General features: G+C 63.8%; 21 protein-coding genes. 11 read left to right on the top strand and 10 right to left on the bottom strand.

All coding sequences use genetic code 11. The features are described 5' to 3' along the window. The first annotated feature begins 76 nt into the window (after positions 1–76). A complete protein-coding gene (locus tag MESCI2_RS0130585) occupies positions 77–652 on the top strand; it encodes a DUF1349 domain-containing protein (RefSeq protein WP_027039795.1) in 576 nt (191 codons plus the stop codon). A 36-nt stretch (positions 653–688) separates the two neighbouring features. Next, entirely contained in the window at positions 689–1,666 is a 978-nt protein-coding gene (locus tag MESCI2_RS0130580; RefSeq protein ID WP_027039794.1) for a hypothetical protein, read from the top strand. Between the two features lie 369 nt (positions 1,667–2,035). On the opposite strand, the gene MESCI2_RS0130575 is transcribed toward MESCI2_RS0130580, so the two are convergent. The 4 genes from MESCI2_RS0130575 to MESCI2_RS0130560 all read right to left on the bottom strand — a co-directional run bounded on the left by MESCI2_RS0130575 (position 2,036) and on the right by MESCI2_RS0130560 (position 6,751). After that, on the bottom strand, positions 2,036–3,568 hold the full coding sequence (locus MESCI2_RS0130575) for a mercuric reductase (protein ID WP_027039793.1): 1,533 nt from the start codon (positions 3,566–3,568) through the stop codon (positions 2,036–2,038). Beyond that, on the bottom strand, positions 3,558–4,907 hold the full coding sequence (locus MESCI2_RS0130570) for a glucoamylase family protein (RefSeq protein WP_032901502.1): 1,350 nt from the start codon (positions 4,905–4,907) through the stop codon (positions 3,558–3,560). Before MESCI2_RS0130570 ends, MESCI2_RS0130575 begins: the two co-directional genes overlap by 11 nt. A gap of 149 nt (positions 4,908–5,056) precedes the next feature. Continuing rightward, a complete protein-coding gene (locus MESCI2_RS0130565; protein WP_027039791.1) occupies positions 5,057–5,809 on the bottom strand; it encodes an SDR family NAD(P)-dependent oxidoreductase in 753 nt (250 codons plus the stop codon). A gap of 132 nt (positions 5,810–5,941) precedes the next feature. Further along, a complete protein-coding gene (locus tag MESCI2_RS0130560; protein WP_027039790.1) occupies positions 5,942–6,751 on the bottom strand; it encodes an IclR family transcriptional regulator in 810 nt (269 codons plus the stop codon). A 187-nt stretch (positions 6,752–6,938) separates the two neighbouring features. Here MESCI2_RS0130560 and MESCI2_RS0130555 point away from each other — a divergent pair, with 187 nt between their 5' ends. The 5 genes from MESCI2_RS0130555 to MESCI2_RS0130535 are packed head-to-tail and all read left to right on the top strand — an operon-like array spanning position 6,939 to position 12,213. Further along, on the top strand, positions 6,939–7,952 hold the full coding sequence (locus MESCI2_RS0130555; RefSeq protein WP_027039789.1) for an ABC transporter permease: 1,014 nt from the start codon (positions 6,939–6,941) through the stop codon (positions 7,950–7,952). Then, positions 7,952–8,794: an ABC transporter permease gene (locus tag MESCI2_RS0130550; protein WP_027039788.1), complete on the top strand. Its 843-nt coding sequence runs from the start codon at positions 7,952–7,954 to the stop codon at positions 8,792–8,794. Before MESCI2_RS0130555 ends, MESCI2_RS0130550 begins: the two co-directional genes overlap by 1 nt. A gap of 3 nt (positions 8,795–8,797) precedes the next feature. Next, a complete protein-coding gene (locus tag MESCI2_RS01000000135915; RefSeq protein WP_050596721.1) occupies positions 8,798–9,874 on the top strand; it encodes an ABC transporter ATP-binding protein in 1,077 nt (358 codons plus the stop codon). Then, positions 9,871–10,902, top strand: coding sequence for an ABC transporter ATP-binding protein (locus MESCI2_RS0130540; RefSeq protein ID WP_050596720.1), 1,032 nt, complete (start codon positions 9,871–9,873; stop codon positions 10,900–10,902). The genes MESCI2_RS01000000135915 and MESCI2_RS0130540 overlap by 4 nt, the downstream gene beginning before the upstream one ends. A gap of 39 nt (positions 10,903–10,941) precedes the next feature. Continuing rightward, positions 10,942–12,213 (top strand): CaiB/BaiF CoA transferase family protein, encoded by a 1,272-nt coding sequence (locus tag MESCI2_RS0130535; RefSeq protein WP_027039786.1) that lies wholly within the window; start codon positions 10,942–10,944, stop codon positions 12,211–12,213. 102 nt (positions 12,214–12,315) lie between these two features. Here the strand turns inward: MESCI2_RS0130535 and MESCI2_RS0130530 are convergent, their stop codons facing one another. Further along, entirely contained in the window at positions 12,316–12,954 is a 639-nt protein-coding gene (locus tag MESCI2_RS0130530) for a class II aldolase/adducin family protein (RefSeq protein WP_027039785.1), read from the bottom strand. Then, entirely contained in the window at positions 12,954–14,306 is a 1,353-nt protein-coding gene (otnK, locus tag MESCI2_RS01000000135910) for a 3-oxo-tetronate kinase (RefSeq protein WP_081738940.1), read from the bottom strand. Before otnK ends, MESCI2_RS0130530 begins: the two co-directional genes overlap by 1 nt. Before the next feature lie 146 nt (positions 14,307–14,452). On the opposite strand from otnK, the gene MESCI2_RS0130520 reads away from it, so the two are divergent. Continuing rightward, entirely contained in the window at positions 14,453–15,190 is a 738-nt protein-coding gene (locus MESCI2_RS0130520) for a GntR family transcriptional regulator (RefSeq protein WP_027039784.1), read from the top strand. Between the two features lie 33 nt (positions 15,191–15,223). Here MESCI2_RS0130520 and MESCI2_RS0130515 read toward each other — a convergent pair whose 3' ends face one another. The 3 genes from MESCI2_RS0130515 to MESCI2_RS0130505 form a co-directional block, all read right to left on the bottom strand. Further along, positions 15,224–16,453, bottom strand: a complete 1,230-nt coding sequence (locus tag MESCI2_RS0130515) for an aminotransferase class III-fold pyridoxal phosphate-dependent enzyme (RefSeq protein WP_081738939.1) — start codon at positions 16,451–16,453, stop codon at positions 15,224–15,226. 119 nt (positions 16,454–16,572) lie between these two features. Continuing rightward, positions 16,573–18,135, bottom strand: coding sequence for an ABC transporter substrate-binding protein (locus MESCI2_RS0130510; RefSeq protein WP_197031623.1), 1,563 nt, complete (start codon positions 18,133–18,135; stop codon positions 16,573–16,575). Positions 18,136–18,218: 83 nt separating this feature from the next. Further along, entirely contained in the window at positions 18,219–20,393 is a 2,175-nt protein-coding gene (locus tag MESCI2_RS0130505) for a dehydrogenase E1 component subunit alpha/beta (protein WP_027039781.1), read from the bottom strand. Between the two features lie 341 nt (positions 20,394–20,734). Here MESCI2_RS0130505 and MESCI2_RS0130500 point away from each other — a divergent pair, with 341 nt between their 5' ends. Together MESCI2_RS0130500 and MESCI2_RS0130495 are read left to right on the top strand one after the other, a co-directional pair. Next, the gene (locus MESCI2_RS0130500) at positions 20,735–21,016 is read left to right on the top strand and encodes a type II toxin-antitoxin system ParD family antitoxin (protein ID WP_027039780.1); all 282 of its coding nucleotides are present in this window, start codon (positions 20,735–20,737) and stop codon (positions 21,014–21,016) included. Beyond that, on the top strand, positions 21,013–21,312 hold the full coding sequence (locus MESCI2_RS0130495) for a type II toxin-antitoxin system RelE/ParE family toxin (protein WP_027039779.1): 300 nt from the start codon (positions 21,013–21,015) through the stop codon (positions 21,310–21,312). Before MESCI2_RS0130500 ends, MESCI2_RS0130495 begins: the two co-directional genes overlap by 4 nt. A 46-nt stretch (positions 21,313–21,358) precedes the next feature. Here the strand turns inward: MESCI2_RS0130495 and MESCI2_RS0130490 are convergent, their stop codons facing one another. After that, positions 21,359–22,138 (bottom strand): helix-turn-helix transcriptional regulator, encoded by a 780-nt coding sequence (locus MESCI2_RS0130490; RefSeq protein ID WP_027039778.1) that lies wholly within the window; start codon positions 22,136–22,138, stop codon positions 21,359–21,361. Between the two features lie 112 nt (positions 22,139–22,250). Here MESCI2_RS0130490 and MESCI2_RS0130485 point away from each other — a divergent pair, with 112 nt between their 5' ends. Further along, on the top strand, positions 22,251–24,410 hold the full coding sequence (locus tag MESCI2_RS0130485) for a hydantoinase/oxoprolinase family protein (protein WP_081738938.1): 2,160 nt from the start codon (positions 22,251–22,253) through the stop codon (positions 24,408–24,410). Positions 24,411–24,423 lie beyond the last annotated feature (13 nt).

Here is a 24,423-nt window from a genome sequence, read left to right as displayed (position 1 = left end):
GATCATGCCGGGCTGATCGGCCGTCGAGTATGCCGGCAACCCGCCATGCACATCTGGATTGGAGCGGCGCGAAGGGATGACAGTGCAGAACCTGACCTGGCTTAACCCGCCGCCGCACCATTCTATCGACGGCGACAGCGTTCGTGTGCGCACCGGCAAGGAGACCGATTTCTGGCGCGAGACCTTCTACGGCTTCTGGCGCGACAACGGCCACTTCCTGCACCGGCCGGTCGAGGGCGATTTCAGCGCCGAAGTCACGGTCAAAGGCGACTACGAGGTCCTCTACGATCAGGCCGGGCTGATGATCCGGCTCAGCGAAACGCACTGGATCAAGGCCGGTATCGAGTACACCGACGGCCTTGCCTATTTCTCCGTCGTCGTCACCAACGACACGTCAGACTGGTCGCTGGTCGCCATTCATGCCGGTCCGGACGGCGTCAGGATTCGGTTGACCCGTCACGCCGAGACGATCCGTGTCCAGTACCTCGATGCTTCCGACGGCCACTGGAAGCCTGTGCGGCTCGCCTATTTTCCGATCTCCAGGACGGTTGATGTCGGCATGATGTGCTGTTCGCCGCAGCGCGAGGGTTTCGAGGTCACGTTCTCCGATTTCTCCGTCGGTCCGCCAATATCGCGGGAATTGCACGATTAACGCCTGGCGTTGATGCATCCAGGCTAGGGGTTGTCGATGGCCAAGTTGCGATGGGACCGCGTGAAAAGAGCCGTCTATCCCAAGGCGCTGAGGTTTCTCGGCGTTCCGCCCGTGCTGTGGTCCCAGGGCATCGGGCATTTCTGCGATTTCGCCGGGCCACCCTGGTACCGCTGCGCGCCAACTGCATCGACACAGAGCGAGGCATTTTTCCGCCAACACTTTAGCGGTGCGCACGGCATCGTCTGGCTGCGCCTGAGCACCTTGTCCAGGGATGCTCAAACCTGCGACCTCGACACGTTCGTCAGGATCGTGCTGCCGACGATCACGGCACCGTTCACGCTGCTGACGACCGATGGGGATGCTTCGGTGCCGTCGGATCTGGCGAAGGGCACCGTCGACCAGCTTCTCGCCAACCCTTTCCTAGTCTCCTGGTACAGTCAGAATTGTGATGGCACTCATCCAAGGATCAAGCCTTTTCCGATTGGGCTCGATCTTCACACACCTCGGTCCCTTACCACGCCGGCAGCGCTTGTGAAGCAACTGGAAATCATACGCGCCCGGCAGGATCATGTGGGCCGCCGCCCGCCGAGGCTGTTTTCTGATTTCAGCATCAGCAATGGCTCGAGACAGCGCCGGGAACTGCTTGATGCCCTGGGCGGATGTCCGCATGTCGATTTCCTGACGAAACGCGTCTCGCAGCGCTCGATCTGGCAACTGTACTCGCAATACCCGCTTGTGCTGTCCACCGAAGGCAACGGCCTGGACTGCCATAGGACGTGGGAGCTGTTTTATCTCGGCTGCATCGTCGTCACCAGGACCTCGCCGCTCGACCCGCTCTACCAGGGCCTGCCGGTCATTATCCTCGACGACTGGCACGAGGTCAGGGACCCCGATGCGCCGAGGCGCTGGATAGAGCAGGTCGCGCATCTGACTGACCGGGACCATGTTTGGGGGCGCTTGCATCCACAAGCCTATCTCGAGCCCATTCGGCAAGAACTTCAGCGCGCATCCTGATAGGGCAGGCCACGAAATTCCGGTCAAACGCTGTGCGAAGCGGGGCTCCTGCAAGCATGTAGAGCGATGTCGCTCCTCCATATCTGGTGGAGGCAGGGATCATGCGCCAGCCTCGTCCACCCCCAGCCCGCCGCGGACGGCATCGCGGATGGCTTGGGGGCCGAACCTTGCCCAAACCGCTTGATGCGATGGCCGATGAACAGGACCAGCGGAAAGCTTTTGCCGGATCCGGGCTCGGCGGGCAGCGTTTCGGGACTGTGCCCTGCGTGAGGAATTCCGTTTGGAACGACATCGATCGGCAGCTTGTGCCGGGAAAGCGCCATCAGCCGCTCTCAATCCTGGCTTGAGCTGCGGCAGGCTGCCGGAATGTCACCATCGCCTGGACCACGCCAACCAGCGGCCGGCCAGATGCTTCCACGATGAGGTGAGCCTTGTCCGCCGATAGGCGTCGCCGGCCATCTTGATGCCTTGCGCCTGCGTCGGAAAGGGATGGATGACGTCGGCCAGCGCGCGCAATCCCATGCCCGATTTGATCGCCAGCGACACCGCATTGATCATCTCGCCGGCATGGCTGGCGACGACCGTGGCGCCCAGGATGCGGTCGGAGCCCTCCCTGACGTGGATTTTCACGAAACCCTCTTCCTCGCCGTCCATCACCGCACGGGCGACATCGTGCATCAGCACTGTATAAGTCTTGACCGGGATGCCGTTCTGGCGTGCCTCCGCCGGATAGAGGCCGACATGGGCGATCTCCGGATCGGTATAGGTGCACCACGGAATGACCAACTCGCTCAGTTTCCTGCGTCCGAGAAACAGGGCATTGCGCACGACCATGCGGGCTGTCGCCTCGGCGGTATGGGTGAATTTGTAGGCGAGGCAGACGTCGCCCGCCGCATAGATGCGTGGATTGGCGGTTCGGAGATAATCGTCCACCTTGATGCCGTCGGCATCATATGCCACCCCGGCGTTCTCCAGGTCGAGACCGTCGACATTGGGCGATCGGCCGATGCCGGTGATGATCTCGTCGACGGAAATCGTTGTCGTGATGTCGTCGCACACCAGGTCGGCGAGCTTCTTGCCGCCTTCCGTTCGTACCGCCACCACCTCGGTGTTGAGGCGAACCTCGACACCTTCGCGCGCCAGCGCGTCCGAAAGGATCTGGGCGGCATCGCGTTCCTCGCCGGGCAGGAACATCGGTTCGCGCTGCGCCTGGATGACCTTGGCGCCCAGCAGGCAGAAGGCCTGCGCCGCCTCGCAACCGAGCGGCCCGCCGCCGATGACCAGAAGCCGCTTGGGACACTCCGTGAGATCGAACATGGTTTCGTTGCTGAGATAGCCGGTTTCGGCAAGGCCTGGAATCGTCGGCAGGCTCGCCCGCGCCCCCGTCGCGACCAGCGCCTTCCTGAAACGCAAGGTTTGTCCGGCGACCGTGACAGCGTCCCGTCCGGAAAACCGCGCTTCGCCGAAATAAAGGTCGATGCCTTCGGAAACCAGGCCCGCTGCCGAATCGGCACGGCTGATCCGCTGCCGGATCTGCCGCATCCGCGTCATGGCGCGCTGAAAATCGACGTGAAGACGGTCCGGCATGTCGCCGCCGAAATTCTGGGCATCGCGCATGTCGGCATAAAGCCTTGCGGTGCGGATGATCGACTTCGACGGGATGCAACCGACATTGACGCAAGTTCCGCCGATCAGGTTGCGCTCGATGAGCGCGACCTTTGCGCCGAGGCCGGCCGCCTCGTAGGCGGCGGTCAGCCCAGCCGGCCCGGCACCGATGACGACGAGGTTGTAGGGACCGTCCGGCTGCGGGTTCTTCCAGTGCGGCGGATGGGCGCTCTTGATCAACTCGATGTCGTTGTGATCGACAGGAAAGGCGGTGGTCCTGGTCCGGTCACGCGACATCGCCGCCACCTGACGCCGGGCTTGCCGGCTGAGACAGCCAGCCGCCATTGAATCCGGCCTTGCGCAGGCCGTTGCGGATGTGCCGGTTTGACCGCATCAGTCTCCAGATCAACCCCGACCGATGGTTCTCGATCATCAACGCCACGATGCCTTGATCCAGCCCGTAGTGGCCTTCCGACACCCAGCCGTGCCTCCCGAATTTACGCCGGTTCGCCAATGTCGGATTGAAGCCGCTCGGCAACCGGAAATTGTCGATCACCTCGGGGTAGCGATCACCGAGATGGCGCAGCGCCGCCAGGCAGATCTCCGGGGCGAAAGGCAGTGATGCCGGATAGGACCAAGGCGCGATCGTCCCGTCATCGGGCCCGAACGGCGCGCCGCGCGCGGCATAGCCGGAAAACCGTCGGCGCTGTCGCTCCACGCTGGTGCGAAAACCGCCTGGCCCGTCGCCCGCCGAAAGCCCCCAAAGGTTCTCGTCGTAGCCGCTATAGCTGTAAGGGTTGTGGCGCGCATAGTCGCGATGCAGATAGGTCGAGCGGCGGCTGTTTTCGAAATAGTCCGAGTTCTTCTCGCGCATGAAGGCGTCGCGGATGCCGGCGAAATCGATCCAGGCATGCGAGAACTGGTGCATGAACAGCGGACCGCCATACAGCACGTCATAGCCGTAGATGTTTTCCCACTGATAGGTCGCCGTCCAGCCCTCGTAGCTGTTGTCCGAAGTCGGGCTGTCGGGCGAGGCCATCGACAGCACGTACAGGATCGTCGCTTCGTTGTAGCCCTCCCAGCCATAATGCAGAAAGCCGCTCTTTGGCTTCCAGCCTTGCCGGAGCGTCGGGCTTGAGCCTTGTGCCCACCGCCAGTCGACGCGCCGGTAGAGCGTCTCGGCCAGTTGGCGGATTTCGGCTTCTTCGCCATTGTCGCCGGAGAAATAGGCGCTAGCCACCAGCATGCCTGATATCAGCAATGCCGTATCCACCATCGACAGTTCGCAGCGCCAGACGCGCAGGCCGGTCCGCATATCGAGGAAATGATAGTAAAAACCCTTGTGACCGGTGACCTCGTCGCCATTGCCTTGCGGGCTGGTCGAGAAGAAACGCAGCGCTGCCAGCGTCAGCTTCGCGGCGGCATCGCGCGCCATCCAGCCGCGCTCGACACCGACCGGATAGCAGGACAGTGCGAAGCCGACCACAGCGATGCTGGCCGGCGAATTCGGCCGCGACGTGTCGGCGACCAGTCCGTTTTCGGGGTTCACGTTCTCGATGAAATAGTCGAAGGCGGCGCGCTGATAGCGGTCCAGAAGCTCGTCATCGGACAGTGCGGCAGGCTCCGCTCTAAGCAAAAGAAGCAAGCTCCCGCCGGATGGCTGCATCCCCTGTCATGATTTCCCATCTTAGCTTCGTTGCGTCATTGTCGATTCGAAGTCTGGGACTATACGCCCGTGCGCTCCCGTTCGTTGCACCGTCACGCGGAATTGAGATTCGCTCTGCCTCAGTAGGTGGCGCGGCCGCCGGAAACATCGAACACGGCGGCCGTCGTGAACGAACACTCTTCCGAGGCGATCCAGCAGATCAGCGCCGCCACCTCGTCGACCTCGCCAAAGCGCGCCATCGGGATCTTGGACAGCATGAAGTCGATGTGTTCCTGGCTCATCTGCTTGAAGATCGCGGTGCGTACGGCCGCCGGCGTCACGCAATTGACCGTCACCCTGGTCTTGGCCAGTTCCTTGCCGAGCGACTTGGTCAGGCCGATCACCGCGGCCTTCGAGGTGCTGTAGGCGGAGGCGTTGGGATTGCCTTCCTTGCCGGCAATCGAGGCGATGTTGACGATGCGGCCATAGTTGCGCTCGAGCATGTGCGGCACGAGTGCCTTGTTGCAGTAGAAGACGCCGTTGATGTTGATGTCGATGACCTTCTGCCAATCCTCGGTCGTATAATTCCAGGTCGTCATGTTGGGGCCGGTGATCGCGGCACTGGTGACCAGGATATCGACACCGCCAAGCGCTTCGAGCGTCGATCGTGCAGCGCGCTCCACACCGGCGGCATCGGCAACGTCGATAGCGATACCGTGAAGGCTGGGGATGACGGCCTTGGCCTGTTCGATCTGGGCAGGATCGCGATCCCACACCGAAACCCGTCCACCCTCCTCGACGATTCTCTGCGCCACTGCCAAACCAATGCCCGATGCGCCGCCGGTGATGACCGCCGCCCGACCGTTGAATCGTCCTGCAAAATTCATCGGCATCCAATTCCCCCCGTCACCTGAACCCTATGGACACTGACGACGCGCGACCGCCATACCATCGACTGCGACTGTGCGGTCACCATCAGGCAAGTTCAAGCCGGCATGCGAGGCCCATCGTCTGGGCCAATCCCGCTATCCGGGATTTCCCTCAAGTTCACTGCCCAGTGCTTTCACCATCGCCACCAGCGCCGGTCCGATCTCGGCATGCGCGCGGTCCTCGGTGATGATCTCGCCGATGCCGCCGCAGGTGATGGCAACCAGTGGCGAGCCGTCACGCGGGCGGAACGGCACGCCGACTGCATGGATGTAGCTGTGCCAGGCGCCGAACGACGTCACATAGCCCTTCTCTGCATATTGGGCGATCGCATCGTCGATCGCCGTCGCGATCATAGCTGTCTTGTCCGGCTCCGCCTCCTGCAAAGCCCGCACAAGGTCGGCGCGATCCTCGGGTGAAAGGGCCGCCGCATAGGCCAGTCCCATCGATGTCTTCCAGATAGGCAGATAGGAGCCTGGATTGAGCCGCAGCGTGACAAGGCTCTCCGACCGGCAGTTGGCGAGATAGACCATGTTGAGGCTGTCGCGCGTGCCGAGCGCCACCGCCGCACCCGTCAAATCGGCCAGCGGCTGCATCAGCGGCCTGGCGACGTGAACGACGGCGCTCGAACTGAGCGCCGAATAGCCCAGCGCCACGGTAGCCGGTCCCAGGCTGTAGCGGCCGAGGTCCTTGTCGTAGAGGAGATAGCCGAGCGCGCTCAGCGTATAGGTGATGCGCGAAACCGTGGCTTTAGGCAGGCCGGTGCGGGCAATGATGTCCTGGTTGCCGAGCGAGGCGTCGCCCGGCCGGAAGGCGCGCAGGATGCCGAGCCCGCGCACCAGCGACGACGAAAGCTGCCCGCCTTCGCCTTCAAGCTCCGTCTCGTCCCTGGTCGCTCGTTTGCGCACGCTGCTGGTCTTTCTGGCGGCGTCGTCCGCCTGTCGGGCCGGTGCCACCGGCGCAATCGATCAAAAATGAAATTAAATTCCATTTATATTGACAGCGGCTTTCGCGGGCTGTCAATATGCTTCCATCGATGGCATGTCCCAGCGCCTTGTGCCATCTTACGAAGCCCCTCCTTGTGAAGGTAGCCACGTGTCTCGCTATATTTTGCGCCGGCTTATCGCAATGCCGTTTCTGGTGCTCGGCATCGTCACCATCGCCTTCCTGATCACCACGGTGACCAAGGGCGATCCCCTGACCGCCATTGTTGCCGAACAGCAGATGAGCAACCCGGAAGTCGTCGCCGCGGCCAAGGCGCGCTGGGGTCTCGATCGGCCCTTGCCGGAACGCTATATGATATATCTCGGTAATCTGCTGAGCGGCGATCTTGGCACCTCCTTCATCACCAAGCGCAATGTCGGCACCGACATTCTCTACCGCTTGCCGGCAACGCTCGAACTGGTTTTCGCCGCGATGATCTTCGGCACCACGCTCGGCATCGTGCTTGGTGTGCTGGCCGCCTATTTTCGCAACAGCCTGATCGACCATGGCGCGCGGCTGTTCGCCTTGTTCGGCTCGTCGCTGCCCGTGTTCTGGTCGGGGCTCGGCCTGTTGTTCATCTTCTCGGTCACGCTGAACTGGCTGCCGGGGCCGGGCAGGGTCGATGCCCGCCTGGCATTGCCGCCCGGCATCACCGGTTTCCTCACCATCGACTCGCTGCTGGCCGGCGACTGGACCGTCTTCAAGGACGCCCTCTGGCACCTGCTTCTGCCGGCCTTCGTCCTCGGCTGGACGGTTTCCGGCACCATATCGCGGCTGGTGCGCGCCAACATGCTGGATGTGATGAGCCGCGAGTTCGTGCTCACCGCGCGCGCCAAGGGGGCGAGCGAATTCCGCGTCGTCATTGTTCACGCATTGCGCAACACCATGGTGCCGACCTTGACCGTCATCGGCTATTCCTTCGCCTATCTGATCACCGGCGCGGTGCTGACCGAAACCATCTTCTCCTGGCCGGGCATGGGCTCCTATGCCGTCGAGGCGGCGCGCGCGCTCGACTTCCCGGCAATCATCGGCGTCACCATCGTCGGCGGCCTTGCCTTCCTGATCACCAACCTCATCACCGACATCCTCTACGTCGTGGCCAATCCGCGTGTGAGGTTGAGCTGATGTCGGCGGTCACAACCAAATCCCATTCCGCCGCTGTTCCTGAATGGCTGACCGCGCCATTGGTCATCGGCACGGTCGTCATCCTGTTCTGGCTGTTCATGACCGTCTTCGCCAATCTGGTCGTGCAATTCGATCCGCTCGAAATGGTGGCGCGCCGCTTGCAGCCGCCGAGCTGGGCGCACTGGCTGGGCACCGACGCACTCGGCCGCGATGTGCTGGCCCGCACCTTGCACGGGGCGGCGCATTCGCTGCCGATCGCGGTTCTGGTCGTCGTTTCGGCCGTCATCATCGGCTCGCTGCTCGGCGCCATTTCCGGCTTCGTCGGCGGGCTGACCGGTGCGGCGATCATGCGGCTTGTCGACGTCACCTTGTCGTTCCCGCCGATGCTGCTGGCCATGGCCGTCGCGGCGTCGCTCGGACCAGGCCTCGGCAATGCGGCCATCGCCATGGTGCTGGTCTGGTGGCCGGTCTACGCCCGGCTGATGCGGGCGCAGGTGCTGGAGGTGAAGGAGCGCGAACATGTCGAGGCGGCGATCGCCGCCGGCGCCAGGCCGCGCCGCGTGCTGCTCACGCACATATTGCCGCTTTGCTGGACCCCGGTGCTGATCAGCGCGACCATGGATCTTGGCCAGGTCGTGCTGCTTGCCGCGTCGCTCAGCTTCATCGGTCTCGGCGCCACGCCGCCGACCCCCGAATGGGGGTCGATGATCTCCGATGGCGCCGTCCATTTCTACCAATGGTGGATCGCCTTCGGTCCGGGCGTCGCCATCCTCACCATCGTGCTCGGCTTCAACTTCATCGGCGACGGCTTGCGCGACATTCTCGATCCAAGGTCGGACTAGGCGATGAGCGCACAGATATATTCAGCGCAGTCCGGCGCAGTCGACAAGGCAGGCGAGCGCGCGCCGCTGCTGTCCATACGCGGCCTGCGGGTCGGGTTCAGGCGGGCGGGCGATCAGTTCGAAGCGGTGCGCGGCATCGATCTCGACGTCGCCAAGGGCGAAGTGGTCGGCATTGTCGGCGAGTCCGGCTCGGGCAAGTCCGTCGGCATGCTCGCCGCGCTCGGCCTGACGTCGAAGAACGCGGTCGTCACCGGTTCGGTCCGCTTCAACGGCGACGAACTGGTCGGCAAACCGGCGCGCGAGATGCGCAAGATCAGGGGCGCGCGCATCGCCATGATTTTTCAGGACCCGCTGTCCTCGCTAAACCCGGTGATGACCGTCGGCGCCCAGATCGCCGAGGCGGTCAGGCTGCATCAGCGTGTGACCCGCAAACAGGCCATGGCGCGCGCCGTGGAACTGCTCCATCTGGTGGCGATCCCGCAGCCGGAGCGCCGGGTCAACCAGTATCCGCACGAATTCTCCGGCGGCATGCGCCAGCGCGCGGTCATCGCCATGGCCGTCGCCAACGATCCCGATTTGCTAATCGCCGACGAACCGACCACGGCGCTCGATGTCACGGTGCAGGCGCAGATCCTGTCGGTGCTGCGTTCGTTGCAGGAGCGGCTCGGCCTTGGCCTGGTGCTGATCACCCATGATCTCGGCGTCGTCGCCGGCCATGCCGACCGCGTCGCGGTCGTCTATTCCGGCCGCGTCGTCGAACAGGCTGGCGTATCCGAGCTGTTCGCCGATCCGCGCCACCCCTATACGCGCGGCCTCATCGCCTCGATCCCCAATCTCGAGGAAAGCCGCGAGCGGCTGTTCTCGATTGATGGCTCGCCGCCGGCACTCGGCCGCTTGCCGGGCGGCTGCGCGTTCCATCCGCGCTGCATCTACGCCGAGGCACGCTGCCGGGCCGAGGATCCGCCTTTGCACGATATCGGCGGCCGGTTCTCGGCCTGCCATTTCGCGACGACCTTGCCGCCCTTCCACAGTGCTGTGCTGGCGACGGCAAGCCTGGACAATGGAAGCGTGGCCCCATGAGCGCAGCGGAGCAACTCCAGGCGGAAAGCAAACCGGCGCCGGCATTGTCGGTGCGCCATCTCGTCAAGGACTTTCCGGTTCGCGGCGGCCTCGTCTTCGACCGCGCCGTTGCCCATGTCCGGGCGGTCGCCGATGTCTCGTTCGACGTAGCGTCAGGCGAAACGCTGGGCCTCGTCGGCGAATCCGGTTGCGGCAAGTCGACCCTCGGGCGCTGCCTGATGCGGCTGATCGAGCCGACCAGCGGCGAAAGCTGGTTCCGTGGCCAGAACCTGCTCGCGCTCAACCACGAAGACATGCGCCTGATGCGGCGCTACATCCAGCTGGTCTTCCAGGATCCGTACGGGTCGCTGCATCCACGCATGCGCATTGCCGACAACATCGCCGAGCCGCTGCGCATGAGCGACATGTCGGCGGCCGATCGCCGCGCGCGCGTCGCCGAATTGCTCGAACTGGTGCGGCTCAATCCCGAGCATGGCAAGCGCTATCCGCACGAACTGTCCGGCGGCCAGCGCCAGCGTGTCGTCATCGCCCGCGCGCTCGCGCTCAATCCGCAAGTGGTGATCCTCGACGAGCCGGTTTCGGCCCTCGACGTTTCGGTGCAGGCCGGCGTGCTCAACCTGCTCAAGGACATCCAGCAATCCTTCGGCACATCCTATCTATTCATCGCCCACGACCTCTCGGTCGTGCGCCACATCTCACATCAGGTCGCGGTGATGTATCTCGGCAAGATCGTCGAAATTGCGCCAGCGGCCGAACTCTACTCCAGGGCGCTGCATCCCTACACCCAGGCGCTGCTGTCGGCGGTGCCGCTCGCCAATCCCGAGAAGGAGCGCAAGCGCGAGCGCATCGTGCTGAGCGGTGACGTGCCCAGCCCGCTCAACCCGCCCTCCGGCTGCCGCTTCCGCACGCGCTGCTTCAAGGCGCAGGCGATCTGCGCAGCCGTCGAACCACCGCTCGATCCGGCTGGCGGTTCGCATCGCGTAGCCTGTCATTTTCCGGAGCCGGTCAACACGTTCAAGACCGTCTGATCGGTCCTCACGGTTGCTGTACCCACGAAGGATATTATCGTGACTGAAGCCCAGACCGACGATGCCAGCACGCCTGACCGCGCGCGCTTGCCGCTCGAAGGCATCAAGGTCCTCGATCTTTCGCGCGTTCTGGCCGGTCCATGGGCGACGATGAGCCTTGCCGATCTCGGCGCCGAAGTCTGGAAGATCGAGAACATCGATGGCGGCGACGACACCAGGGCGTGGTCGGTTCCAAGCTACAAGGGTGTCTCGACCTACTATCTCTGCGCCAATCGCGGCAAGCAGAGCATCGCGCTCGACATGAAAAGCCCGCAGGGGCTGGCGATCGTGCGCGAGCTGGCGGCCAAGGCCGACATCGTCGTCGAGAATTTCCGCTCCGGCACCGCCGATCGCCTCGGCGTCGGCTTCAAGCAACTCAGCGCGTCAAACCCGCGCCTGATCTACTGCTCGATCTCCGGTTACGGCCAGACCGGACCCGATGCCGGACGGCCCGGCTATGATTTCGTCATGCAGGCCGAAAGCGGCCTCATGGCCATCACCGGCGAGAGCAATGGCGAACCGATGCGTGTCGGCGTCGCCATCACCGATATCGTCTGCGGCATGGTCGCCACGCAGTCGATCCTGGCGGCGCTTTACGAGCGCGCGACGACCGGCAAGGGCCAGTTCCTCGACCTGTCGCTGATCGACTGCGCGCTCAGCCTGCTGATCAATGTCGGCAGCGGCTACCTTAACACCGGCCAAGAGGTCGCCCGCTACGGCAATGCGCATCCGACGGTTGTCCCCTATCAGATATTCGAGGCCTCCGACGGCGGCTTTGCGCTGGCCGTCGGCAATGACCGCCAGTTCGCGGCGCTGTGCGAGAAGGTCGTTGATCTGCCACATCTGGCTGGGGATGCGCGCTTCATCAAGGCAGGCGCGCGCGCCACCAACCGCGAGGCGTTGATCCCGCAACTTGCCGCCGTCTTTCGGACGCGGACGCGCGCGCACTGGATGGCAGCCTGTGCCGAGGCCAGTGTGCCGGCCGGCACTGTAAAATCGATACCGGAAGTCTTCGACAGCCCGAATGTGCGCGAGCGCGGCCTTGTCCAGACCTTGCCGCATCCGCATCTCGGCTCCGTTGCCATGGTGCGCCCGGCACAGGGACTTGCCGCGCAGCTGACCGCCGACTTCACCGCGCCGCCGATGCTGGGCCAGGACACAGCTGCCGTGCTGGCCGACGTGCTCGGCTACAGCGCCGAGACCATCGACCAGTTGATCGGCTCCGGCGCTATCGGCGTCTACACGCCCGCCGCCGAACCGATCCCCGCCTGATCTTCCACGGAGCGTGACAGCCCTCGTCTCGCATTTGCGGGTCGACTGAGTGGTTCTTCACTTCATGAGCGCGAAGGGCCGTTCCCGGAATTGCTCGGCCGGCTACTTCTGCTGGCCGTAATTCTTGTAGCGCCCGCGAATGGCGGCGAGCTCGCTGCCCTTGATCAGCACCGGCGTGCCGGCGCTGCGCGCCAGAAGATATTGCCGCGCCAGGGTTTCCAGCTTGATGGTGCGGATTAGCGCTGTGTCGAGATCTGCGCCGAAGGCGATCATGCCATGATTGGCGAGCAAGCAGGCTGATCTGTCCTTGAGTGCGACGACGGCGACCTTCGCCAGTTCGCTTGATGCGAACAGCGCATAGTCCGAGCAGCGCACATCGTCGCCGCCGAACCCCGCCACCATGTAGTGGAACAGCGGCAGTCCTTCGCGTAGGCACGACAGCGCCACGCAATGGTCGGGATGGGCGTGCACGACGGCGCCGGCCTCGGGAAACGCCTTGTAGATTTCGGCATGCATTTCCCATTCGCTCGACGGCCGGAACGCACCTTCCCAGGATCCATCGAGCTGCATCGCCACCATCTGCTCCGGCCGCAAGGCGCTCGTGGCTATTCCCGTCGGCGTGATCAGCATGCCGCTTGTCGTGCGCACGCTGATGTTGCCGGTGGTGCCGACATTCATCCCGCTGGCGTCCAGCGTCTGCGTCGCGTTGATCAGGCTCGTGCGCTCGATTTCGAGATCCATCACGATGCTCTCCTTGCCGGGGGCCATGTGTCGATTGCCGGCGCAATAGTGCTCGGCCGTGTCATGTCTTGCAAAACGTCGGTGAAGATATCGGGGCCGCCGAGCTTTCCCGATTTCAGCATCAGCGCCAGCGGATCGGAGGGCCGGCCGGGGAGGTGGGCTATGGCGCGCGACAGTCCGGGGCCCTCATAGGCGCCCATGGCGATGCGGTCGATGCCGAGCGCCTTGACCACCGAACCGGCGGTCTCGCCGCCGGCGACGACCAGCCGCCGCACACCGAGATCGAGCACAAGAATTTGTGCGATCCCGGCTAGGATCTCTTCCGCCCTTGTTGCCACCACATCGCGGCCGTGCGCCTGCTGCAGCGCTTCGACCGTCGCTTGCGGCGCTGTCGTGGCAATGGCGATCATCGTGCCGGGCAAATGCCGCTGGGCGAAGGCACGCGCTTCGGCCATGACATCGGCGCCGGCAAAGGCGCGGGCAAGGTCGATCGTCAGCAATGGATTGTTTTGCGCAAAACGCTCGAGCTGTTCGATGGTGCGGTCGGCGACGCTGCCGGCCAGCACCGCTGCCGGCCCTTCGACGGCCGGCAGGCTGGCGGCAACCAGATCATCGGCCTTGATCAAACCATGTGCGAGCCAGGCCGGCGGCAGATGCGCGGCGACCGAGGAATTGCCGGTCATCAGCGGCAGGTCGAAGGTGGCTTCCGCGATCGCCGCCAGGTCGCGTTCGCGGATCGTGTCGGTGACCAGCAGCGTCTCGCCGCGCCCGCTGCGCTCTCGTACGGCGCTGCGGATGGCCCCGGCGCCGGCATCGACGACGAGATAGGGCACCAGTCCGACCTTGCCCTTGCTCTGCGCCTGCAGCACGCGAACCAGATTGGAATCGATCATCGGTGTCAACGGATCGAAGCGCTTGGGCGATTCACCCAGCAATTGGGCGCCGCCGAACATGTGTCCCTGATAGACGGTGCGGCCGGTCTCACACAGCGCCGGAGTGAACAGCGTGACGCCGCCGCCAAGGCGCTCGAGCAGCGCCTCGGCGCAAGGACCGATGTTGCCGGCGGGCGTCGAATCGAAGGTAGCGCAATATTTGAAGAAGATCTGCCGCGCGCCCGCTTCCACCAGCCGGTCCGCGGCCTCCAGCACCTGGCGCACCGCATCGCTGGCCGCGATGACGCGGGTCTTCAGCAGGATCACATGGACAAGGTTGCCTGATGGGATCGGCGCGTTCAGCCCGACCGTGCATCCCGTTGAAATGCCGCGCGCGACCAGCATCGACGCCAGTTCTGTGCCGCCGGTCAGGTCGTCGGCAATGGCGCCGAACAGCAGGGAAGGCATCGACGCGGTCATGCGGCCCGTCTCATGTCTGTCGGTTTCGGGGTGGCCCGTCTCTTGACTGCTCGCCTCATGTCGGTGGTCAGGCCATTCGTGGTATCATATACACAGCCCACGCGACGCAGGCGACGCCTGCGCTGTTGCAAGAACGGAGAGCGGATGTGACTGCTTCTATCGCGCCGATCGCGCGCGACAATCTGACGACGCGTGTCTACGAGGAGCTTCGCCGCGCCATGATGGAAGGCCGTTTCTGGCCGGGCCATCGCTTCAAGATCCGCGACCTTGCCGCCAGCCTTCAGGTGTCCGAAACGCCGGTGCGCGAGGCGCTGATGCAGCTGGTGCGTGAAAAAGGCCTTGAGATGGAGGCGGGCCGCTCGATCACCGTCGCCCAATTGTCGCTGGCTCAGTATCTGGAACTGCGCAGCATAAGATTGCATCTCGAAGGCATGGCCGGTGCCGCGGCAACGACGCGCATCGAGCCGCGCGAAATCGACCGTCTGGCTGCGGTGCATGAGAAACTGATTGCCAACGAGGACAATGGCCATTGGTTCGAAGCCGTCCGCGACAATTGGGAATTCCACCACTCTATCTACGAGGCGGCGCAAATGCCGGAGCTGCTGGCGATCATCGAGGGCATCTGGCTGCGCAACGGTCCGCTGGTGAACTATCAGTACCCGCACGCGAGGCCGACCTATGACGGCCGCCACCGGCATCTCGACATCCTCGACGCGCTGCGCGCCCGCGACGAGAACGGCGTGCGCAAGGGCATTCAGCAGGACATGATCGAAGGCGGCCGCCTGTTGGTCAAGGTGCTCGAGCGGCTGAACGACGGTGCGGTCACGCCCGAGGAACTGCGCCGCGCGGCGCAGAACGGCCGACTGGTGTCGGCCGCCGGCTGAATGAACTTTTTCTCCGAACCGCATCGGCGCCGGTCACGCCACTTGCGCGGCTGCGGCCATGCCCGCATCGGCAGCCTGCAGGGCGAGATCTATGTCTTTTGCGGTGTGCGCGGCGCTCAGGAACATGTTGTGCCGGGGATGGAAATAGGCGCCTTCGCGCAAGGCGGCCGAGCAGAAGGCATTGGCCAGCTTGAACTCGGCATCGCCGTCGAAAAGCACCATCGGCATCGACACCGGGCCGGTCTGGCGAAGCGACAGGCCATGCTTCCTGGCAGCCGCATCGAGGCCTGAGCGCAGCCTGTCGCCGGCTTCAGTCATCCTGGCGATGGCGTCGGTGTCGCGCAGCGTGTTGATGGTGGCGATCGCGGCGGCCATGGCGACGGCGCCATACCAGAACGACCCTGTCACATAGACCTTGGTCGCGGCTTCGCGGAACCGGTCGGTGCCGGTGATCGCGGCCAGCGGATAGCCATTGGCGATCGCCTTCGAGAAGGCGGACAGATCCGGCCGTACGCCGAGCGGCTCCCAGCTGCCGGCGAGGTCGATGCGGAAGCCGGCCCTGACATCATCGACGATCAGCGCTGCATCGGCGGCGGTGGTGAGTTCGCGCGCCCGTCTGGCGAAGGCGGCGGTCGGCAGTTCCTGATCGCGGGCGATGTCGTGCCGGAAGGCGGTCACCACGACCGCTGCAAGATCATCCCCGGCCTGCTCGACGGCTGCCTCAAGGCTGGCAACGTCATTGTAGTCGAAATGGATGAGATGGGCGCGGTCCTCGGCGGTGACGCCGGCCAGCGAAGGCGTGCACCACGGCACGGCGCCGTGATAGGAGCCGCGCGCGACCAGCACCTTGCGCCGGCCGGTGCCGGCGCGCGCGATCGTCACGCAGGCCGTGGTGGCGTCGGTGCCATTCTTCTGCAGCATTGCCCAGTCGGCATGCGCGACGGTCTTGACCAGCAATTCCGCCAGTTCGACCAGCACTTCACCCGGGCCGTTCATCGCATCGCCTAGGCGACGCTGCCGCGCGGCAGCCTCTTCGACTGCTTGATGATGGTGGCCGAGGATGTTGGGACCCCAGCTGCACATCAGGTCGATGTATTCGCGCCCATCGACGTCCCAGACCCGGCAGCCGTCGGCACGCTCGAAGAACTGCGGATAGGCGGAGCCGAGATAGCGCGTCGCCATGTGTCCCCACATGCCGCCCGGAATGACCGAGGCCGCACGCTCGCGCAGCAACTGGTCCTTGGAGTTGATCAGGGAAGGCATCGCGAGGTCTCCGCACATTGATATATCATATATTGAATTTGGCGCTGGAAGAACAGGATTTGCTGATCGTCCAGGAGGAGGAAGCGGGAGGCGGCTGGGCCGCCTCCCGCTTTTTTCGCTCAGTGGCTGAGTTCTGCCAGCGGCAGGTTGCAGCAGGCGCTGTAGCGCACGCCCTTGACGTCCGACTTGTAGGCCAGGATCAGGTTCGGGCTGATCAGCGGCAGGATGATCCTGTCCTTGATCATCTCCTCGCCAGCCTGGTGCCACAGCTTGGCGGCCTCGTCGCCGCTTGCCGCAAGGGCTGCCTTGTAGATCTCCGCTTCCTTCGGATTGAGCACCGACGGGTCGCGCTCCGCGCCGGCGCGGCGCGCCCACGGGCTGCCCTTGGTCATGGCGAAATAATCGATGTATTGCGAGGTGCCGTAATAGTCCGGCGCGTAGAACACCGCCGTCATCGGGATGCCGTCGCCATTGACGCGTTCGCGCCAGTTGGCGAAGGGGATCGGCTGCAGGTCGAGCTTGATGTTGATCTTGGCCAGATCCTGCTGGACCTTCTGCATCAGAAGCGACAGATCGACGCCATAGACGTTCATGCCGGGGAACGCCGCTTCCATCTCGAAGCCGTCGGCATGGCCGGCCTTGGCCAGAAGTTCCTTTGCCTTGGCGACGTCATAGGGCTGCGCCTCGAAGCCCGAACCGCCGGGGAAGCCAAGCGGGATCGGCGCGCTGATCAGCTGGCCCTCGGAGCCGATGGTGAAATCGAGGATAGCAGGACGGTCGAGACCGAGCGAAATGGCCTCGCGCACTTCGGGCGTCAGCGGAACCTTGTTGGCCTTGGCGCCGGGCGACAGCGCCACATAGATGAAATTGTAGGACGGCACGGTCTCGATTTTCACGTCGCTGCCGGTCATCGTCTTGGCCGTGTCCGGATCGATCTGCATGGCGATGTCGGCGGTGCCGCTCTGCAGCATCTGCGCCTGCGCCACCGCATCCTTGGTCTGGCGGATGACGACTTCGCTCAGCGCCGGCGCCGTGCGCCAGTACTTGTCGTTGCGCGCCAGCCGCAGTTCCGAATTGGGCTCATAGGATTTCAGCACGAACGGCGCGCTGCCGGCCGAATGCGCCAGGAACCAGGCCTCGGCATTGTCTGTCGTCGAAGCATCCGCATCGGCCTTGGCGCCGGCTTCGGAAGCGACCTTGCTGTTGACGACCGCCGCGTAGGGTGCTGCCGCGATGTTGAGGAATTCGGAGCTCGGCGCGACCATCTTGACGACGACCGTATGCGCGTCCGGGGTCTCGATCGAGGCGACATTGTCCATCAGGAACGAGGCGCTGCCCTTGAGGTTCTTCAGCCGCTCCCAGGACCATTTCACGTCCTTGGCTTCGACCGGCGAACCGTCCGAGAATTTGGCGGCCGGGTCGAGCGTGAAGGTGAAGCTGCTCTGATCGGCATTGCCTTCCCACTTCGAGGCGAGCAGCGGGATCAGCTTGTTGTCCTTGTCCAGCGTCAGCAGCGATTCATAGACGCTGGAATTGTAGATCTGGCAGGTGTCGCAGAAGGCGCGGTGCGGATCGAGCGAGTTGAGGTCGATGTTGCGCGCGATAACCAGCGGCTTGCTGTCCTGCGCGAAGGTGGCCGGTGCCCAGAAGGCGCTGGTGGCCAGCAGCATCGCTGCCAGCATCGTCGCCCTGGTCTTGTTTCTCGGTAGGATGGTCATGTCAGTTCTCCCATTTTCTTGTCGGATCTTGTGGCAATGCGTTCGCTCTATCCACCCACGGCAGTGAGGGATTGAAGCGCGGCCTTGAGCTTTTCAGCGCCGCCCAGTGCGGCGCGGTTGAGCGGGGCCGATACGACGGGAGCCGAGAGGCTTCCCGTCACATGCAGGATCTCGTGATCAAGATAATCGAACACGCGATCCTGAATCTCTTGTGTCAGCCGCCCGCCAAGCGACAGCCCACGCTGCACCTGTTCGACGACGGCCACCCGGTTGGTCTTGCGGATCGAGGCTTCCACGAGCGCCCAGTCGAGCCCGGTCGGATCGAGGCTGCGCAGGTCGATGATCTCGGCATCGACTCCGGTCTCCTCGACCACTTGGCCAGCGACGGCAACCATGCTGGCACTGGTGAGCAAGGTGCAGGCGCTGCCCGGCCTGACGATCTTCGCCTTGCCGAGCCGCACGCAATAGTCACGGTCGTCGGTTGGAACAGGACCCTCGCTCGGGAACAGTCCGACATGCTCGATGACGACCACCGGATCGTCGCATTTCAGCGCTGAATTCATCAGGCCGATATAATCGAAGGGCGTCGTCGGGGCGACGATGCGCCAGCCGGGGAACAAAGCGAACAGGCCGGACGGATCGCCGGAATGCTGCGAGCCGTAGCCGGTGTGTGGCGAGACGCGCACCCTGACCACGATCGGCACTGGAAAGCCGCCGCCGAACATGTGGCGCACCTTGCTGACTGCGTTGAACAGTTGGTCGGCGGCCACCAGGCAGAAGTCGCCGAACATGATCTCGACGATCGGCCGCAGGCCGCAAAGCGCTGCACCCAGCGCCACGCCGACAAAACCGTTCTCGGCGATGGGCATTGCCAGCACGCGCTCCGGCCAGCGTTCCAGCGCACCTTTTGTGGCGCCCGAAACGCCGCCGCGCAGCCGGTGTACATCCTCGCCCATGATGATGATGCGGGCATCCTGCTCCATGGCGCGCGCAATCACCTCGGACGCGGCAACCATGAACTTGACCGGCCTGGTGTCGGCCGGCGGCACGTCCTCGATCTCGAGGAAGCGCTCGCCCTTCAGTTCGGAAAGATTACCGCGTATCTGGTTGTCGACGCCGCCTGGGTCTGGCCACAGATGGTCGGGAATGCGCAGCGCGTTGCCGCTCATTTCGGTGAGCGAATCGGCAGCGGTGTTGACCACCTCCATGACGCGCTGGTCGAGTGTGCCGAGGTCGGAAGCGTTCAAAATGCCCATCGTCTTCAGACGAGCGGCCATCGTGACCAGTGGATCGCGCGCCTTCCAGGCGTCTTCTTCGGCCCGCGTGCGGTAGCCGAATTCGCTGCCCGGGCGGGCGCCGCTCTGGTGTAGAAACCGGTAGCAGAGCGCCTCGACCAGCACCGGGCCGCCGTCTTCCTCGATCGTCCGGCGCGCCTCGCGCATGGTATGGTGGACTGCCACCACATCCATGCCGTCGCATTCGATGCCGCGAAAGCCGAGCATAGGTCCGCGCGAGGCCAGCCGCGTCTCGCGCGTCTGTTCGTTGATGTGTGTCGAGACCGCATAGAGATTGTTTTCGGCGAAAAAGATCACCGGCAGCCGGTAGAGCGCAGCGATGTTCATCGCCTCATAGGCCGGTCCCGCCATCATCGTGCCGTCGCCGAAGAAGGCGACCGAGACGGTGCCGGTGCCGAGCAGCTTGTCGGCGAGCGCATAGCCCGCCGCGTGCGGCAGGTTGCCGCCAATGATCGCACTGGTGCCCGGGATGCCGGAGGCATCGTCACGCATATGCATCGAGCCGCCACGGCCGCCGCAATAGCCGGCATTGAGACCCATGATCTCGGCCATCAGGCCGCGAACCGATCCCTGCATGTCCGGGTTGAAAGCGTCATGCAACGGGTCGAATCCGCCGGGCGTCTGCGCGTTGACAAGCTTGGCCAGCACCTGGTGATGGGCGCGGTGGGTGCCGTTGATGCGGTCGCCCGTACCGAGCACGGACATGGCGCCGACCGCCGTCGCCTCCTGGCCGATGCTGGCGTGTGCCGGACCATGCACCAGCCCGGCATTGGCGAGGTCGAGCACTTTTTCCTCGAAACGGCGGATGAGCAGCATCTGGTGATACCAGCGCACTAGGCTCGAAACCTCGGCATCGTTCCAGTCCGAATCGTCGACGTCTAGCCGCAACCAGGGCGCCGATGGCTGGATCGATGTCTGCTGGACCATGTCGGCTAATTCCGTTCTGGTAGATGATATATCAAATATTTTCTCAGTCGATCGCGGTCGGCATTTTTTCTTCGAACGGGCACGGTCTGCAGACTCGTCAACAAATGGAATTAAATTTCATTTTCTACCCGAGGCGAGACTAAGCCGGGACGCCGCCGTTCCGCAAGAGGAATTTTGAGGCCTGCTTTCGGGTCATTCGACTCTTGAAACCGAATGCCGGATTGGTGAAAGCAACACCCATAAGCAAGCATGTCGGCATCCTCGCGGGATGACGGCGCCAGATTTTCGGGTGCGGTCCCGCGTCGGTGTGATATAATCATACCGACGCTGTAGGAGAAATCATGGCCGCTACCGAAAAACGCACCTTCAGCCTGCCAACAGAGCAGGCTGCCTTCATCGACCGCCTCGTTGAATCAGGAACCTATGCGACCAGCAGCGAAGTGATCCGCGCTGGGCTTCGCGCCCTGCAAGAGCGCGACGCTGCCGTAGAGCGCTGGCTCCGCGAGGAAGTCGTGCCGACCTATGACAAATGGAAGGCAGATCCTTCCCGAGTGATCCCAGCCGACCAGGGTTTTGACAGTATCCGCGCTCATCACGTTGCCCGTCTCAAGGGGGATGTGTGAAGCGCCGGCATGTTGTTCTGTTGCCGGAAGCCCTAGCGGACTTACGATGGATATACGACACCATTGAGATCGCCGCCGGCAACGTCACGGCCATACGCTATATCGAGCGGCTCGAAGCCTACTGCCTAGGCCTCGATTACGCATCGGAGCGCGGAACACGCCGTGACGATCTGCGGCCAGGGCTTCGGATCATCGGTTTCGAGCGCCGTGTGACGGTGACCTTTACCGTGGAATCCGACCAAGTGGTGATTTTCCGCGTGTTCTATGGCGGTGCCAATTGGGAGGATGAGCTCTAATCCGCAACAGAAAAGAGCAGTAACCGCCTAGCTGCCCGAAACTCGACTACCGCTCCGCTCGATGTTGAAAAAACTGCAAGAACAATTCCCGCTCCGTGGTGATGTCGAGCTTCTCATAGATGCGCCGGCGATGGTTCTTGACGGTGCCGACTGTGATGCCGAGGCGCTCGGCGATGTTCGCTGTCGGGTGACCGGCCAGGATCAGCTGGACAAGTTCGCGCTCGCGCAGCGACAGCTCCGGCCACAGGCTGGCCGGGATGGTCGGCTCCTGCCGGGGCGAGGCGCCGGGGCCGGTCGGCGCCGACGTGCGGGAGAACTCGGCTCCCCGCGCTTTGATGTCGAGCGCATGCAGCGCTGCGAATACCGGCAGCCGCTCATCCAGCAGGGCAATCTCGCTGTCCTTGAAGGAAGTGGTCGAGCGGTCGAGAAAGATGCCGAGGCACCAGTCGCCGCCATCCGCCAGCATGATGCCGACCTCGTCGCAGATTTCCGACTGCGCCAAGAAGCCGGCAATGTACTGGCCGCGCTTGGCCTCGTCGTCGGCAAGCCGTTTCAGCGGCATTATGCCCAGCCTTCGCTCGCGCCGCCACGAAGCATAGAACGGGTCGAAGACGTAGTAGTTGTCGAGATAGCGCCGGACCATCTCGTCCGAGAAGCGCCGGTGCTTGATGAATTCGGGTGTCTGCGTCGCTGAATAGCGCGTCACCGTGACGAGGTCGTGCTCGATGTCCGCGCCGATCAGGTCGATCAGGCAGTCGACATGCCTGTCCGAGCCGGTGGCGGCGATCGCCCTGGCGAGCGGCGCCCAGATGGTCCCCATGCGCATGCCCTTTTCTCGGCGATGTCAGCCCAACCGTCATTGTGTCTTTAGGCATATGGCGCGAAGCCGCCCATCGAATCTAGCCTAGCGTCAACCTAGACCAGATCCCGAGGCGACCGTGACCCAACCCAACCTCACCGCCCCCATCGTCGGCAATCCAATCGTCATCGGCATCGACGCCGGCGGCACCATGACCGACACAATCCTTGTCGATCAGGACGGCCACTTCAAGATCGGCAAGTCTGCAACCACGCCGAAGAATGAAGCCGAAGGTTTCCTGGCCTCGGCCGAGGACGCGGCGGATGCCTGGGGCATCTCGCTGGAATCACTGTTTTCCGGCGTCAACGTCGTGCTCTATTCCGGCACCGGCATGCTCAACACGCTGTTGTCGCGCACCGGCCGCCGGCTCGGCCTCATCACCACCAAGGGTCTCGAGGACATGATCCTGATGGGCCGCGGCCTGCAGGCCTGGGCCGATTATTCCTACGCCGACCGGCTGCATGCGGTCACCCACCATCATCCCGATCCGCTGGTGCCGCGCCGCCGCACCCATGGCGTCACCGAGCGCATCGACCAATTCGGCGACATCGTGCTGCCGCTCTACGAACATGAGGTCTCCGCCGCCGCGAAAAAATTGATCGCCGACAAGGTCGAGGCGATCTGCATCATGACCATCTTCTCGCATGTCAATCCGGTGCACGAGAAGCGCATCGCCGAGATCTGCCGTGAGGAGGTCGACAAGGCCGGCGCCGACATCATTGTCTACACCAGCCACGAGGTCCGCCCGGTCATTCGCGAGCAGTCGCGGCTGAACTCGGTGCTGATCGAGGCCTACGCCACCTCGCGCGGCCGCAAGCAGCTTAGGGGCATTGAGGACGTCTCGAAGAAATACGGCTTCAAATATGGCGTGCAGACGCTGCTCTCCTTTGGCGGCCTGACCTCGATCAACCATCCGCGCCTGCATGAAACCATGATCTCCGGCCCGATCGGCGGCATCCTCGGTGCAGCCTATGTCGGCAAGCTGATCGGCAACGACTCGCTGATCTGCTCGGACATGGGCGGTACCTCCTTCGATATGGGCGTCATCTCCCGCGGCCAGACGCGCATCGAGAACGAGCCGCTGATGGACCGTTTCAAACTCAACGTGCCGACGCTGCATCTCGATACGATCGGTGCCGGCGCCGGCATGATCCTCAAGGTCGACCCGCTGACCAAGAAAGTTTCGCTCGGGCCGGAAAGCGCCGGCTCCGATCCCGGCCCGATCTGTTTCGATCGCGGCGGCACCGAGCCCACCATCGCCGACTGCGACGCCATTCTCGGCCGCCTCAACCCGCACTATTTCCTCGGCGGCAAGGTCGTGCTGCAGGTCGAAAAGGCCCGCCGCGCCTTCCAGGAGAAATGCTCCGACATCCTTGGCGTCGGGCTGGAGGAAGCCGCCGAAGGTATGATCGACATGCTGGAGTCCGATGCCAACAACGCGCTGCGCCGCGTCATATCGGGCCAAGGCATTCACCCGTCGGAGTTCACGCTGCTGTCCTATGGCGGCTCCGGCCCTCTGCATCTGGCCGGCTGCTCCAGGGGCATCGGCTTCAAGGACATCATCACCTTCCAGTTCGCCGCCGCCTTCTCCGCCTTCGGCTGCACCACGGCCGATTTCATGCGCCGTCATTCCGTCTCGACGCAGCACGACATTCCGTCACGCGCCGACGAGGCAACGCTGGCCGCCTTCGGCGCCAAGGTCACCACGGTCTGGAACGACCTGACCAAGGCAGCGGTCGACGAGATGATTGCCGACGGCCATGCCCGGGACAAGATCAAGACCGTGCCGTTCCTGATGATGCGCTACACCGGCCAGCTCGAGGATGTCGAAGTGATGGCGCCGCTGGCCGAGGTCAGTTCGGCCGACGACATGCGCAGAGTTATCGACGAATTCGAGGCGGTCTACGCCAAGGTCAACCACCGCGTGTCGCGCTATGGCGAAGCCGGCTTCACCATCACCGAACTTGGGCTGATCGCCACCGCCGACAAGGTCAAGCCGGTGCTGCTCAAGCGGCCGCTCGGCAAGTCAGATCCGGCAGCCGCCCACAAGGGCGTGCGCGAGGCCTACATTGGCGGGCGCTGGCACAAGGCCAATCTCTACGAGATGGATCTGCTTCAGCCCGGCCATGAAGTCATCGGCCCGGCCATCGTCGAACATCCCGCCACCACGCTCGTCGTTCATCCGCAGGACCGCGTCCATGTCGATGAATGGACGCTGCTGCACTACACCCACGCTTGAGAGGGCGACCGCC

Origin of the sequence: Mesorhizobium ciceri WSM4083, from assembly GCF_000519305.1 — a bacterium.
GTDB lineage: Bacteria > Pseudomonadota > Alphaproteobacteria > Rhizobiales > Rhizobiaceae > Mesorhizobium > Mesorhizobium ciceri_B.
The sequence above is the reverse complement of the archived record's forward strand: the minus strand, read 5'-3'. Positions and strand labels throughout refer to the sequence as shown.

Excerpts from the sequence above, each read along its gene's own strand:
- MESCI2_RS0130585 (WP_027039795.1), top strand. The coding sequence starts at position 77 with ATGACAGTGCAGAACCTGACCTGGCTTAACCCGCCGCCGCACCATTCT.
- MESCI2_RS0130580 (WP_027039794.1), top strand. The coding sequence starts at position 689 with ATGGCCAAGTTGCGATGGGACCGCGTGAAAAGAGCCGTCTATCCCAAG.
- MESCI2_RS0130515 (WP_081738939.1), bottom strand. The coding sequence starts at position 16,453 with ATGCCTTCCCTGATCAACTCCAAGGACCAGTTGCTGCGCGAGCGTGCG.
- MESCI2_RS0130500 (WP_027039780.1), top strand. The coding sequence starts at position 20,735 with ATGGCCGCTACCGAAAAACGCACCTTCAGCCTGCCAACAGAGCAGGCT.
- MESCI2_RS0130490 (WP_027039778.1), bottom strand. The coding sequence starts at position 22,138 with ATGCGCATGGGGACCATCTGGGCGCCGCTCGCCAGGGCGATCGCCGCC.
- MESCI2_RS0130550 (WP_027039788.1), top strand. The coding sequence starts at position 7,952 with ATGTCGGCGGTCACAACCAAATCCCATTCCGCCGCTGTTCCTGAATGG.
- otnK (WP_081738940.1), bottom strand. The coding sequence starts at position 14,306 with ATGACCGCGTCGATGCCTTCCCTGCTGTTCGGCGCCATTGCCGACGAC.
- MESCI2_RS01000000135915 (WP_050596721.1), top strand. The coding sequence starts at position 8,798 with ATGAGCGCACAGATATATTCAGCGCAGTCCGGCGCAGTCGACAAGGCA.
- MESCI2_RS0130540 (WP_050596720.1), top strand. The coding sequence starts at position 9,871 with ATGAGCGCAGCGGAGCAACTCCAGGCGGAAAGCAAACCGGCGCCGGCA.
- MESCI2_RS0130565 (WP_027039791.1), bottom strand. The coding sequence starts at position 5,809 with ATGCCGATGAATTTTGCAGGACGATTCAACGGTCGGGCGGCGGTCATC.
- MESCI2_RS0130530 (WP_027039785.1), bottom strand. The coding sequence starts at position 12,954 with ATGGATCTCGAAATCGAGCGCACGAGCCTGATCAACGCGACGCAGACG.
- MESCI2_RS0130510 (WP_197031623.1), bottom strand. The coding sequence starts at position 18,135 with ATGCTGGCAGCGATGCTGCTGGCCACCAGCGCCTTCTGGGCACCGGCC.
- MESCI2_RS0130575 (WP_027039793.1), bottom strand. The coding sequence starts at position 3,568 with ATGTCGCGTGACCGGACCAGGACCACCGCCTTTCCTGTCGATCACAAC.
- MESCI2_RS0130505 (WP_027039781.1), bottom strand. The coding sequence starts at position 20,393 with ATGGTCCAGCAGACATCGATCCAGCCATCGGCGCCCTGGTTGCGGCTA.